This is a genomic window from Hymenobacter montanus, from assembly GCF_014699115.1.
GTDB classification, from domain to species: domain Bacteria; phylum Bacteroidota; class Bacteroidia; order Cytophagales; family Hymenobacteraceae; genus Hymenobacter; species Hymenobacter montanus.
Map to the genome: position 1 here is coordinate 53,731 of NZ_JACXAD010000024.1, position 14,017 is coordinate 67,747.

At 56.7% G+C, this 14,017-nt stretch carries 9 protein-coding genes; 2 read left to right on the forward strand and 7 right to left on the reverse strand.

All coding sequences use genetic code 11. From position 1 onward, the window contains the following. Positions 1 to 55: 55 nt before the first annotated feature. Together IC235_RS18380 and IC235_RS18385 are read left to right on the forward strand one after the other, a co-directional pair. A complete protein-coding gene (locus IC235_RS18380) occupies positions 56 to 850 on the forward strand; it encodes a HipA family kinase (RefSeq protein WP_191006668.1) in 795 nt (264 codons plus the stop codon). After that, on the forward strand, positions 828 to 1,211 hold the full coding sequence (locus IC235_RS18385; RefSeq protein ID WP_191006669.1) for a DUF3037 domain-containing protein: 384 nt from the start codon (positions 828 to 830) through the stop codon (positions 1,209 to 1,211). The genes IC235_RS18380 and IC235_RS18385 overlap by 23 nt, the downstream gene beginning before the upstream one ends. Positions 1,212 to 1,307: 96 nt before the next feature. Here the strand turns inward: IC235_RS18385 and IC235_RS18390 are convergent, their stop codons facing one another. From IC235_RS18390 to IC235_RS18420, 7 genes are all read right to left on the reverse strand, one after another. After that, a complete protein-coding gene (locus IC235_RS18390; protein WP_191006670.1) occupies positions 1,308 to 1,748 on the reverse strand; it encodes a hypothetical protein in 441 nt (146 codons plus the stop codon). A gap of 172 nt (positions 1,749 to 1,920) precedes the next feature. Further along, positions 1,921 to 2,631, reverse strand: coding sequence for a head GIN domain-containing protein (locus tag IC235_RS18395; RefSeq protein WP_191006671.1), 711 nt, complete (start codon positions 2,629 to 2,631; stop codon positions 1,921 to 1,923). A 148-nt stretch (positions 2,632 to 2,779) separates the two neighbouring features. Then, entirely contained in the window at positions 2,780 to 4,789 is a 2,010-nt protein-coding gene (locus tag IC235_RS18400) for a M1 family metallopeptidase (RefSeq protein WP_191006672.1), read from the reverse strand. 144 nt (positions 4,790 to 4,933) lie between these two features. After that, the gene (locus IC235_RS18405) at positions 4,934 to 6,076 is read right to left on the reverse strand and encodes a helix-turn-helix transcriptional regulator (RefSeq protein WP_191006673.1); all 1,143 of its coding nucleotides are present in this window, start codon (positions 6,074 to 6,076) and stop codon (positions 4,934 to 4,936) included. A gap of 544 nt (positions 6,077 to 6,620) precedes the next feature. Further along, positions 6,621 to 6,935: a peptidyl-tRNA hydrolase gene (locus IC235_RS18410; RefSeq protein ID WP_191006674.1), complete on the reverse strand. Its 315-nt coding sequence runs from the start codon at positions 6,933 to 6,935 to the stop codon at positions 6,621 to 6,623. Positions 6,936 to 7,165: 230 nt separating this feature from the next. After that, positions 7,166 to 9,070 carry a hypothetical protein gene (locus IC235_RS18415; RefSeq protein ID WP_191006675.1) on the reverse strand — a complete coding sequence of 635 codons (1,905 nt, stop codon included), beginning with the start codon at positions 9,068 to 9,070 and terminating at the stop codon, positions 7,166 to 7,168. Positions 9,071 to 9,082: 12 nt separating this feature from the next. Continuing rightward, positions 9,083 to 13,972 (reverse strand): hypothetical protein, encoded by a 4,890-nt coding sequence (locus IC235_RS18420; protein ID WP_191006676.1) that lies wholly within the window; start codon positions 13,970 to 13,972, stop codon positions 9,083 to 9,085. Positions 13,973 to 14,017: the final 45 nt, after the last annotated feature.

Sequence of the window (14,017 nt, forward strand, 5' to 3'; positions counted from 1 at the left end):
CCGCCAACCCGGGCGCTCCTACCTTTGTGCGTCCTTTGCTAACCCCTCGCGCAGCATGCCGGCCCCCCGCGCCCCCGAACTCCGAACCGTCGCCGTGACGCGCTACGTGACCCCGCTGCGGGAGGGTGGTTCGCTGCCCGCCCTGGTGGAGGCCGACGATGGCTTCCTCTACGTGCTGAAGTTCCGGGGAGCGGGGCAGGGCGTTAAGGCCCTGATCGCCGAGCTCATCGTGGGCGAGATAGCCCGGGCCCTGGGCCTGCGGGTGCCCGAGCTAGTGTTCTGCGAGCTCGACGAGGCCTTCGGGCGCACCGAGCCCGATGAGGAAATCCAGGATTTGCTGCGCGCCAGCACCGGCCGCAACCTGGCCCTGCACTACCTGTCCGGCGCCATTACCTTCGATGCTCTGGTGACCACGGTCGAGGCCCGGCTGGCCTCGCAAATCGTGTGGCTCGACTGCCTGACCCTGAACGTGGACCGTACCGCCCGCAACACCAACATGCTGATGTGGCACCAAGAGCTCTGGTTGATTGACCACGGCGCGGCGCTTTACGTGCACCATGCCGGGCCCGATTGGGCCCAGCCGCGCCCGCGCCCCTTCCCCCAGGTGCAAGCCCACGTGCTGCTGCCGCAAGCCAGCGAGCTGCTGGCCGTCGACGCCGCGAGCCGCGCCCAGCTCACGCCCGCGCGCCTCCGGGCCATTGTGGCCCTGGTGCCCGACGAATGGCTGACCAGCGAGGGGGCTTCGGCCGAGGAGCAGCGCGAGGCCTACGTTGGCTTTTTAGTAAACCGCTTGGCGGCATCAGAAACCTTTGTTCAGGAAGCCCAGGATGCCCGACAAGCACTTATTTGAGTACGCCGTCCTGCGCGTGGTGCCCCGGGTCGAGCGCGAGGAATTCCTCAACGTCGGCGTTATCGTGTACTGCCGGGCGCTGGGGTTTCTGCAAACTCGCTACGAACTACCCACCGCCCGGCTGCTAGCCCTGGCTCCGGACCTGGACTTACCCGAAATAAGCGCCCGCCTGCTGGCCTTCGAGCGCATCTGCCAGGGCCGGGCGACGGGCGGCACCATCGGTCAGCTCTCCCTCGCCGAGCGGTTTCGCTGGCTGACGGCCACGCGCAGCACCATTGTGCAAACCTCGCCCGTGCACCCCGGTCTCTGCGTCGATGCGGCCCAAACGCTGGCCCGTCTGCATGCTCAGCTGGTGCAGTAGCATTGCTTAGACCACTAGTCGCGTTGGTTAAAGAGCTTGCTATGGGCTATTCGCTTCAACTAAGCCGACGGTGGCTGGGCCTGACTCCTGACTAATTCAAAACTCCACCCGGTAATTCAGGACGGGTACCAGCGAGGTTTGGTATGCCGTCTCGATCTGCTGGGAAGACCGGTCGTAAAAGCGGCCGAAGACGTTCTGGTTGTTGGTGGCGTTCTGTAGGTCCAGGGAAATGATGTGGGAGGCGTGGGGGCGGTTCCGGCGGTAGCTGGCCCGCAGGTCGAGGCGGAAGTAGCTGGGACCCTGTTCCGACCAGGCCTGGTCGTCGATATCGATGCCATAGCCGGCCTGGCGCGAAGCGGCTAGGTCCACGGGCGTGTAGCGGTTGCCACCGGCCCAGAGTAAACGCAGGTTCAGGCCTATGAGGTTGTTGTCTGCCCGGCCTACTTTGAATTCGCGCCCACCCAGAGCGTTGGCCACGAAGCAGCCGTTGTAGCGGGTGTTGCGCCATTTGCCGTCGGCGGCGCGGTAGAAGCGCAAGATGTTTCATGAGGAAAAGACCGGCGCAAATGCGAGACAACCGGCAAAGCAGCGCCAAACGAGCCCGTCGCGGCAGGCCGCCACAACGGGCCGTTGGGCTCAGGTTAAAGAGAAAGACTAACTGGAGAAGGCGCGTTTCGACTAGCTAACAGCCCCAACCCAGGGAGCTGCGCTAGTTGCTGTTGATTACCCGGCCCGACCCACTGACGGTGGCATTGATGCTGGGCCGGCCTTTGTAGCGCACGTTGCCGCTGCCGGCGATATCGGCTCGGAGCGTGGTATTGGCGGTTACTTCCACCTGGCCCGAGCCGGAAATACTTACCTCGCACTGATCGCTACGCAGGCCAAAGCCGCGGTAACTGCCCGAACCGCTGATGCGCACGGATTGGCTGGGGGTGCTGCCACTGAGTTCGATGTTGCCCGACCCACTGATGCCAGCATCCACGGTGGTGGCGGTCGTGGCCAGGACGGTATTGCCCGAGCCGTTCACGTTCACCGATAAATCCGAAGTGGTGAAGGTGCTCAGCCCCTGAATAGACCCCGACCCGGAATTGACCACTCGCCGCAGCCGGGGCAGGGTGACGTACACCGTCAGCTTGTCGTAATCGCTCACCCGGTTGTCAAACTCAATTTCCCAGGTGCCGTTGTCTACCGCCGTTTTCAATCGGTTGATGATGTTTTCCTGGCCCCGTACCTCCACTTTTTGCGTGGCTCCTTCGGTGAGCACCACGTCGGCCACGATGCGGAGGTTGACGCCCTCGAAAGCCGGCACGGTAAGCTGGCGGGTAACGATGTCGCCTTTTCCTTTTTCCCCACAGCTCGTGAGCAGCAGCGTGGAACAAAGAACGAAAAGGAAAGACCGCAGGAATGAAGGATTTTTCATGAAACTGGAAAGGGTAAAGTGGTGAGGTAAGGATTATTCTGAGGCGCAAGACGCTGGGTTTTTGGCTTCCCTTACGTGCTTTTATAAAGACTTTTTAGCCTCGCTGCCGCAGCCAACCAGGTTGCGACAGCGAGGCTTGACGCGGGGGCTATTCGCGAATGAAACGGGCCTGGCTGACCTGTCCCTGGCCATCGAGTAAGCGCAGGTGGTAAACCCCCGCCGGCAAACCGGCGGTGACCAGGCGGTCCGCCCCGGCCGACAGGGGTTGGCGCAGCACCACCCGGCCCGTCGCGTCCCAGACTTCGGCTTGCAGCGAGCGGGCGGGCACGTCCACCAGGCGCAGGTATTCGCGGCACGGAACCGGATACACGCTCAGCCGGGCTGCCGCGGCCCCGCCGCGCGTGCCCAGCACCAGGGCGGGGTCGCGCGTGACGGTGCCTTCGCCGTTGAGGATCCACTGCTGGGGGTCCACCTCGAGGCCCGTGACCGTGCCCGCCACAGCCAGGCTGTACCCCGAGACAGGCTGGCCCTGCCGCAGGCGCACTATTTGGCTCGTACCGTCGGCAAAACTCAGTTTGTAGTCGACCTCGGTGTCAAAGAAGGGGGTGACGGCGGGCATGGAAACGGTTTCGCTGCTTTGCAGGTAGAGCGTGTTGCCACTTTGGTTCCAGCGCACGGTGAACGTGGGGTAGCCTTCGCCCTGGTACCACTGGTCGAAGAAGTACTGCAGGGAGCGGCCAGCCTCCGCCTCGAAAATGCGCTGCAAGTCGCGGGTGCGGGCCGCGCGGCCGGCGTAGGTGCTTTGGTAGGTGCGCAAGGCCCGGAAGAACTTGGTGTCGTCGTTCAGCAGGTACCGTAGCATGTGGATCACCAGGGCGCCTTTTTTGTAGCTCAGCCGTTGGTCGAGGATGCGGCGCGCGTTCAGGGTGTCCGATACCCGCATGGTGCCGCCGGGCTCCGACATCACAAGCTCGGCGGCCCCATCGAGCAAGGTTCGGGCGTCGTCGGGGCTCGTCGCGGCCGCGGTCAGGTAAGCGCCGTAATCGGCGAAGCCCTCATTTAGCCATATGTCCTGCCAGGAAGCGCAGGTTACGTTGTTGCCAAACCAGTGATGAAACAGCTCGTGGGCCAGGAGCAGCGGATTCTCGAAGCTGCCCAGCGTTGTCATGGTCTGGTTTTCCAATGCGTCGCCTGGTTCGGCAGGTACGAGGCAGTGGCCGTACTTCTCGTTGGCAAAGGGATAGGGCCCGACGAGGCTGGCGAAGTTTTCGAGCATGGCCGGCACCAAGTCCAGCTGCGGACGGGCTTCGTCAATAGCGGCTTGGTTATAGAGGTAGCTGACGATGGGAATAGCCGGACTGCCTGCCGGATGGGCGTAGTTGGTGTACTCCACGTAGGGCGCCACGGCTACCGAAATCAGGTAGTACGCAATAGGATGACGCGACTTCCACTCGTAGCGGGCTTTGCCACCGGGCAGGGGCGTGACGCGTTGCAGCACTCCGTTGGAGCCGACTTTGTTGGGTAGCGTAGTCGTCACCCACACATCCGACGAGTCCGCTTTGTCCGAGACCACCTGCTTGCACGGAAACCATTCGTACGCCTCGAGGGGCTGGCTGAAGCTATACAGCACGTTGAACCCGGAAGCCGCATTGCTGCTAGAATGTAAGGCTCTGTCGGGTCTCTCGCTGGGGGCAGTGCCATGATAATAAATGAGGGCATTGAATAACTGACCCGCCGGCACGGCCACGGCCAGCTTCGCGCTGACGTCGCCGTTCACTCGACGCCAGCCCGGGGCTCGTCGCCCCTGCACCACCACCGAGTCGATGGTATAGGTCGGGTATAACTCAAAGGCCAGCGAATCCAGTGCTGCCCCACCATTGCGAGCTTGCATGCGCACCGAGCCGGCCACGGCCACGCTGGTGTTCTCCAGGGCCAGGTCCAGCTTGTAGTACTTCACGTCGTATCGCGCCATCTGCTGCTGGTGCCTCGGGACCGTCGTGAGCGGACCGCGTAAAGCGGCCGTGGTCGGGGCCGCCGCGCGGAGGAAGCTGGCCGCGCTCTGAGCAGTCGGCAGCTTTACCGAGAGCGGAGCCGCCGGGCTGAAACTGAACGAGCAGGCCGCTGCCAGCAGCCCGCCTAAGCGAAACAAGTTTTTCATCGGGGATAGGTTTGGGTGAATCAGGCCCCAAAGCTTGCCGACGAAAAAAACCGTGATGTCTACGTAAGCTTAGCTGGCTGCCCAAGCGCGCAATAGTGCGTCCAGCTAAGCGTAGGTGGATGCGTAGGCTATTGAGCGACAGGGTTAAACCTCGCTCTTCATAAACTCAGACGGTGAGCAGCCGACCGCTTCTTTGAAAGCTTTATAGAACGTGGATTTGGCACTGAACCCTGCCTGATAGGCAATGCCCAGCATGCTGTAATGCGCGAAGGCGGGGTCGCGCAACAAGTGCTTGCTCTGTTCTACGCGGTGGCGGTTGACAAACTTGTAGAAGCTCTCGCCGAAGCCTTCGTTCAACACCTGCGAAAGGTGATTCGGGTTGAGCTGCACTTGCTCGGCCAGGGCAGTCAACGACAGGTCACTGTCGAGGTGGGGCTTGGCGTGAGCCATGTGCCCGGCCAGGCGTTCCATCAAGCCGTGAATATCCTCGGGCGAGAGGGTAGAGTTCCGGTACCGGACTTCTTTCGCTTCCTCGATCTTCTGAATGATCGGCAGCACGGTCTCGGCCCCTACTTTGGCGAAGATGTACTCCTGAGCGATGGCGTGGTACGGAACCCAGTAGCTAAAGAACAATAAAGCAATACCCAGCATATTGCTCGTATTGCTGAACTCATTGGATACGATCCACACGGCAAACAGCCCCGCAGCCATCAGCAGCAGATGACGCAGCCAACGCAGTTGCTGGTCGTCAATCGAGGACACCAGCTCCCGCATTACCCGGCCGTGGCGCACCAGTAAGCGATAGCAGGCCACGCCGTACGCAAACAGCTGCACTTCCCGGAAGTAGGGTGCAAGAGCGAAATGCGGAATGGTTGACCAATCTTTCAGCTTCAGGTAGGCCAGCTTGGTAGATGCATCACTGGTATAGAATCCCCACAAGAGAATAAAATAGCCGGGCAGCGGCAGCAGATGCAGCAGGTGCCGGGGCCGCAACCGAAAGTCGGGCCGGGTTTGATAGAGAATGTAGAAATACAGCAACGGGCCTAAGCACATCGATAGAAAAGGGTCGTATTCGATCAAATGCGGATAGTGCTCGAAAAAGGGTGTGCAATAGAGGATATCGCCCAGAAAAAAGCTGGCGGCCAGGCACAGCATTAGCAAGCTGAGCGTACGGTTGGCGTGGCGGTTTCGGGCCTTGCGCAAGGCCAGCAGCAGCACGGCGGCCATCACCAGGTTAGCAGTTGCCAAGGATACGCAGAACAGGTATACGGTAAGCGAGAGAGTCATGGGAGCGCTCGGCCACCGGCGGCCGGTCAAATTTATTCCCCGTACGAAAAAGGGCGCTGCTTGGTCAGCAGCAGGCAGCTTGACGGAGCGCTTCCGCTTATTAAGCCGCCGCGCTTTCCTGGTACCCCGGCTTTACTGCTGGAAATAGCGGCATAAGTCAATAAACATCTACCGATAATTCCTGACTGTCTTGAGAATAATCTTCAGTTGAAGTCTGATTACCGGCAGGGGGCAGCTCAGTGAGTAGCGCCAAATGCTTGCTTGGTAGGGCTCGAGAGAGTTGTTTACTTCAGCTCTGGGAGCGGAATTTTGCGCCAGCATCGTAGCCAGCGCCCGGACGGCAGCTGAACTGGCCACCTGTCCAAAGCCCACGCTCCACTGACTAGCCCAACGGGTGGGGTCCGGGCCCTCGCTTACCGCTACCCCGTGCGAGTGGCGAGGGTCTTGCTGGATGCGGGCATACAGGCTTGGTCCTTGTCGCGCGAACCTTTCAGCACTGGTACGTATCGGCCGCTGCTTTTGCTAAGCTGCCGTTACTAGCGGTTCATTCAGCGTTTGGGCTCCACAGCCGAAGGTACTTGAAGTACTTGGGGTACTCTTCTCGTGGGGAGAAAGCAAGGCATACTTCTTGGCCACCCAGTGAAGACTCCGTCAGCAGGACTCTTTTTGCTACTTGCTTGGCCTGCTCAAACTCGGCCTCGGTCACTTTGCAAACAACCTTTTTGAACACCGAATTTATCCAGTGTTGCATATCTTCCTCCTGTTCATATTCCCGGAAACAGGCTAATGACGCATGCGCCGTAACCACCGGAACCAGTTTATTCGGGGCGTTTTCTTTTACAAGTAAGTACATCTTCATCAGTTGCCTTTGTTTATAGTTCGTATTCTGTAGTGACCGAAAAACCCCGCCTGCTTATCGCAAACGGGGTTTATATCGTACTCCATAAGCGCATTAGGCGCTTTGGCAACGCGGTCAAAGCGGTCAAAAGGAATGAAAATGTCCTTCCAGCGTTAAGTTGCCTTGTGGCATAATCCTGCAAGCTCAGCCGCATAAAAGATTGCAGCTGACTCGGCTTAAACGATAGGATTTTACGTGCCGGCTTCTTTATCTTTTAACACATCATACTCATATTTGACGTTTGCCTCACCACGTCCGGTTTGCTTTTTACGCCCGATCCATACAAATGGTCGACCATCATACCAGCGGGTTCTTTGGAACGTAGCGCTTACCACATGGCCGGACTTGCTGACTTCTTCCTGATTGACGAAATAAGGCTCAGGGCCTGGCATGGAGCTGCTCGTTCTCGGTTTCGGGATAACGAACCGCAGGTTGGTCTGGGGTGTTTCTTCGTCCAGCCCTTGGCGTAAAAGGTTGGTCCTTGGGAAAATGGGAGCAGGTACATACTGCTCATTTATGTACCGTAGGAAGCGGGCTCGCTGCACCTTTCGGGCCCGATAATTTGCCGGATTTATTTGGCTAGCCATTGGGACAAACGGAATCCAGTTTTCAGGCACTGTATTCTGCAGCTTATACCGTAGCGTTGCCTGGTTGGGGGTGGTCGTGGCAGTAACCGGTGGATAAGTTAATTCCAGAAAATCCAGCAGGTTATTGGCGGCATCCTTACCATTCTGGCCGCCGAAAAGGTCGTTGGGAACCACGTCTTCTACCCCCCATATCATGTTAGCCATTTCATCCCGAAGGAACATTACCTTTTCGATGGGCTCGCTTTCGACTTTATTAATGAGCGAGGGTAGCAGCAGCAGCTTATCCAGGCCGGCCTGATGCGCGGGCTGGCCCTTTTTACTAACCTGGTACATATCCCATTTCTGCCAGCTGTTGTTGGACGCCGCGCCCGCCCGCTTGATCAGGAAGCGCTGATTAAAAACATCCGTTACCATCAGATTCCGGATCTCGGTGATAGAGCCTACTTCTAACTGATGAGGGATAACGAACCAGTCGTTGCTGTAGATAAGACCGAACTCCATTAGGATGAGTTTGGAAATATCCTGCTTTTGCGTCGACAGCTTTGAAATATCGATGTTACGGTCTTCGAATTCCCACCAGCGGCCTTTAGGCATTCCTTTCCAGCTCAGATGCTGGGGCAGGTAAGATAGTACCTGCGATGCGCCAATGGCGTTAGCGTTGTTGATCGGTACCGATGCGGGGGCAGTTAGCTGGAAGTTTGCATCGGCATTTAAATCTACCGAATACCAGTCGATATCCCCCAATGTATACCGGTCGGCGTCCAACACTGTTTGGCTGGCGTTGGCCGCGGCAGCAAGCGGAGCAGAGACACTAAATCGGTATTCCAGATGCTCATTCGACCAGGAGTCGTCAGCCAAGGAGGTGGGTAGACAGTAGGTATTGCTCAGCCAGGCTCTGAATGCGGCCTCCGCAGTATCGATCGTGGCTAAATCAGCGGCGTTTAGCCCGGGCACACTACGAGCGGCATTACCTGCCTGCAGGTATTCAACAAATGCTGCGCCGTCCATGATCCGTTTCCGGGCCGTTTTGCGCATATTCATCGAATAGCGGTTGCTCTGAATCTCTAACTGGCTGCCGCCCGCGGGCACCGCAATCTCGAATCGGGTGACATAAGCGCTATAATTGCTGGCGACCGCATTTGCCTTAAGCACCTTATACCACATCAGGCCGATCTCCAGTTGCATGCCGAGATCAAGTATCAACGGCTGGCGTTCGACCCGGGCCTCTAATGGTATATTCGGGTTGAACTCTTCAACGGGGCTTTTCCAGCCTTTATACCGATTGATTTTGGTGGATTGGGTTTCAACTTTCGCCTTAACGAGCGTTCCGGCATCTTCGCCCTTGAATTCGCCGACCCGCCATTGCTGCGATAACATCCACAAGGCATCGTGCACATTCGCCCGGACGGTAGTTGTCAGGTCTTTATCCTCGGAGATGGGCTCAATCCGGATGGAAGCGGAAATGGATGGCGCCGCAGGATCAAAATTAACAGGCAGATTACGTGGCATAACGCAGTATCATTAAAGTGGCGAAGTCAAGGCAATGGTGCTATTGGTGGCCGAAAAAGGCATCACCAGCGTGGGACTGAGCTGTCCGACCGGGGTTCCTGAAATGCTATCATAGCTGACCCCCCTGGTCTTTGCCAAGTCAAAGGTTTCGTTGATCATGTCGACAATATCTGCCCAGTTCCAGCTTCCGGTAATTCTGGGGGTTAATCCAAGCAGCAGGCACTGCGGCGGCTTCTGATTCGGCTGATTTGCATGAAAGGCAATTCCCGTTGTTTGATTTTTGTTGGGGATGACATCCACCCACTCATCAATCATTAGCCCAACTTCGTAGGTGCCCATGCTGTATGATGACGAGCCACCAGGGATGGAGATGGCAAATGCTACCCTGCCTTCCTGTAAGGCCGCGTCGTTATTCACCGTAGAGCCTAACCAGCGGTCTGTCGAGCTGCTTGCATTGTACGGCACTTGAGCGGGGAACAGCTTCCGGTCGTCGGTAAAGGCATCCAGGTTAATTCCGGACGCCAGGGCGCTGAGAAACTCGTAGTTGGCCGTATTTTTCCGGACTTTCGAGATGCCGCACAGCCATTCATCCATAACGTACGGGTTGCTGGCATGGCCTCTGAGCAAAGTAGTCGTTGGGTCGGTCGAAAGCTGAGCATTAAGCAGGGCCTGATCGGCGGCCCGGAGCTTAAAGCGCGGCAGTGCAATGAATGCCCGGCCAAACAAGGCTTTGTAGCCCTGAAGGCACTTGTTAATAAAGGCATCATCGCCCGATGTTGGCACCGTAGGTGCCGGGGTCGGCGGGAAAATGGCCTGATAGCTCGTCAGCCTGGCGTGAGCCTCTTTTGATATGGCGGTAGCCCGTTGGGTTATGGCCGTAAAATCTTCCGCGGTTTCGTCCGGAAAATATTCGTAAACGGTTTGCTCTAAGCCGTACCAGCTAAGGTTATGAACATATCCTTTCAGGGTTGCCAGCGAAGGAGCCAGGGTGGCGCTTAGGACGTTTTGCAGCTCGCCATCCAGTAAGGATAGCTTGGTTTCAAAGTCCGTTTTCGTCGCTAAAAGCCGGCTGGTGTAAAAATTACCGTTGTCGTACTCGTTGACTTCCGCGGCCGCTTCGGTAGGAGCAACGTAGTCGGTGGTTCTCAGGCTTCGGCATGAAGTAATGATGTCGCGGCTACTCTTCAGCACCGAGAGCATTTCCTCAAAAGAAATAATGCTGGGCGACTTATTAGGGGCCAGATGAAAATCAATTGTTATTTTCTCTGACCGGCCAATTCTCTGATTGGCCAGGCTACCTACGGTATAGGTTCTTGACCGGGCATACCGTCGTACCCGCTGCGCCAATTCAGACTCATCGTTGATAATTTCGTCGTTGGCCAAAAACAGCAAATCGATGGGCTGAAGGCCCAGGTCGGCCACCGTGACCGTCGTAGGGTTAGGAACGGTGGTAGCACTAGTAAAAGCGCATTGAATATTGGCTGGATCACGCAATAACTGTCCTACCCAGCGGTTGATATAAGGCTCGGCAGTGGCGCGCGGCGACATGGGCACCCCTGCATTCGACCATCCCGCACTCATCGCCGCATTGTTTTCCAGGTGCAGGGTAAACCGCTGGTTCACCGCGATGCCTGATCTCGGCGTATTAATTACATCAATCTCTGGCATGTTATTGCCCTTAGCAATAGCGTCGGCTATTGCGCCTGACTTCGCCTGGTTGCCCTGTACCAATTGGAAAATACCTTCGGCAGTGGATAAGTCACCAACGGCATCAATCAGGTTCCTCATCCAGTCAATCCCCTTCCCAATGGCTGTGATTACGGGGGCCGGATAGCTGCTGGCAGGAATGCCAGCGGTAGTCAGCATGGTCGCTAAGTTTCCCGCCGCGGCCTGGAAAGCGTTGATGAGTCGTTGCCCATCGAGTACATTCTGGGCCTGATTTGGCGCGCTGGGGGTCGGCGCCGTATAGTTTACGGTATTGACCGGAAGCGCAAAGGCCACCCGCAGACTATCAATAAAAGGATCAATGATGATGCCGGCCGGGTAGGTGCTGTTTTCATACATGAACCGCTCAAAAGCGTAGCCCAGCAGCACCGACAGGCTTTGGCCGTTTTTCAGGCCCTCCAGAATATCCAAGGAATAGCGGATTCGCTCCGAGGCGATATTTACGGAAAGCGTATCGCCGGTGGTCGTGTTGCCCCGGGTGGCATACCCGCTCCGCAGCACGGCCGCGGCCGCAGCTTGGTTGAGCGAAGGGGTGTGGATATAGCCTTCATTGGGACTGTCCAGCTCGAGCGGCAACGGAAATTCGGCATTAGGCGCGGTAGGGACTGGGGTACGAGTACGGGGTTTAACGTTCTCGACCCAGCCATATGCACCGAGGTAGATCCCTTGACGACGATCGGTACTACCATCCTTAATGCCCCGAATAACATTTAGCCGCTGGTTGACTAAGGCGAGCTGCCAGGTATCGAGGCGGTGAGACACAACATCTATTAACTCCGAAGACAACAGCTCCAGATCAGCTACGGGGCGCTCAGCAAGGACTCTAAACCCTTCTTTCACCTCAAAGAGATGAATAGGCTCCTCGCTCTGTCCGACAATTTCCCGCCCTCTCGCATCGATGAAGTCGGTGATACTATCAAAGCCACCGTACGGCCGCTGCAGTTGCGCCCATCGGCTGGCTCCGGCCGAGAGCGGCATCATCGACTTGCTGGGTTCTCTCTCGCCTTCCCGCACCGGCATATTGATGAGCTCCGGATCTTTGCGTTCGCTTTCGGGAAGGCGAAGCAGTTTACAGGCGGCATCATGATATTCCAGCAGCAAGGTCTGGCGGCCAACGCGGTACAGCATCGCATCGATTGCGGTATCCCTTTCAAGGCCGAATCTGGAGTAGTTTTCATCCCGCAGCTCAGTGAAGGTGGCCGCCGATAAAACCTGAAAATAATTAAACCCATTTTCTCTACTGACGCTGGGCAACGGCGCTTGCCGATTCAATTCTTCGGGCGCCACCAATGGGCCGCTGAGATTGCCGTGATTCTCCAAAAAATTGATTCCACCTATCCGGGCACTGGGCGCTAGCCGGATACCGGTGTTCGCCTGCATTTCCTCGAGGCGCTTGGATTGTTCCTCATACCACCGCCTGGGCTGGTCTGAGTCATCCCTCTCACTAGTATTGTAAACCAGATAATTCCAAATCAGATTGGAGCCAAATCCTATCCGCTGTACATGATTAAGCGACACGGCATTCTTGGCCAATGTACTTAACGCGGATTGGCTGCTGTTACCATCCCCTTGAGCGGGACGGATGGCATCGACGGCAGCTACCCAATGAGGTGACAAACTCGTTGCATAATCTTTGATGCGAACGTAGATATCCGCATTGGGATCCTGGCTCCACGCCATTCTGGAATATACGCTGGCCGGTAATATGCCATAAGGCTGCACGCCCGACCTGATGCTGGGTAAGGCCCCGCGGCCCCGCACAAAATCATTGAAGAACTCTCTTACCTTATCTGAATCAGAGGTGTCAACTGCCGCCAGATTTACGAGATAGTAGCCCATCGCGCTCAGCCATAAGCTATTATTGAAGTTCATCGCATCCCTTATGTCATATCCCCCCGCATGGTAGATGTGATATAAAGGGTCAAAGTCTATCCCCAAGGCTTCACAAAGGAGCTGCCCGTCCGTTTTATTGCGGGCGGTTGTTACTGGGGTAAACAGGTTGGCCTCGGCCTCCGTTGCATAGGTAGTAGTATTACCGAAATCGACCGAGCTGTAGCCGGAATATTCATTCTCGGTATTATTGGTGCTTGTTCCTTGCTTCAGCAAGCTGAAGCCATCGGTATAATGATGGCTCTGGATAAGGTTCTGCAGGCGGGCTTGACCGGCTTCTTTGGTTAGTGAAGCTTTGACGCCTACCGCGATGATCCGCTCAAAGCCTGCTCCAAAGGCCTCCCGGGAAATGGGTACCTTCGCTCCCAGGCCCTTCGCTACCGCGGCGTCGAAATCTATCATCCAATCCACCTGATCGTTCGCGTCAGTGGCAATGTCGGTTCCCGAACGGTAAAAGCTGCCATTCGTGTTATTGCTCGGGTCAAACCCGAGCTTCACCTCGTCCGGGATGATATTGGTTTGCGCGGAAAAGCTTGGGCGGGAGTGGTCACTGCCGGTATAGCAATTAATTACAAACACATCCGGCATCACCCGGGTAACCGGCTGAAGCGTCCAGGAATCTGCTTTAGGGCTTAGTACAGCGGAGATGAGGTGGGCGGCATCGGGAGCAGTTGAGAAATTAGCGGGCTTCGTGCTTAACGCAACCCAAGCCGCCCGTTGCGAGCCGTAGCTCCGGCAGAGCAGGTCCCAGGCCTGTTTTTTTTCAATTGGCGTGGCATTAAATGAGCTAATCCAGTAGGCCTGCCCTTGTTCTATTTCATCCTGCGTGAGCAAGGGCTCGTGGGTTTCCACGGCAATATCATCGGGAAAGATGCGCACCCAAAGCTCATAGTTTTGCCCTATTTGCTTAAAGGTGGTCTCCAGCCTTACCGGGAAGAAAAGAATGGGTACCTGATCGTCGAGGTTGCCTATCTGATAAACCTGCGTATTAAATCGAGAATGCAAATCGGCCACCGCCTCTTCTTCGCGTTGTGAAACCTGGAGATGCGTTTGCCGCGCGTTCTCAAAGGCAGCTTGGTGCCCACCGTATGTCCGCCGTAGCTCATCTACTGGCTGATTTCTATCCGCCGCGGTATTAATTGCGTATTGAGTAACTTTTACCCGCTCTCTGGCCACAACCATTTGATTGAATACCTCGGCCTTTCGCAAGCGCAGGTTGGTAAGGTTTTCAACCTTCTCCCGAAACTCTTTGTTGTCTTCCGGCGTGGCAATTTTAGTCTCCGACATAGCAGATTATTTTTTTAGAAGTCAAATGGCGGCTATTTGAGCTTC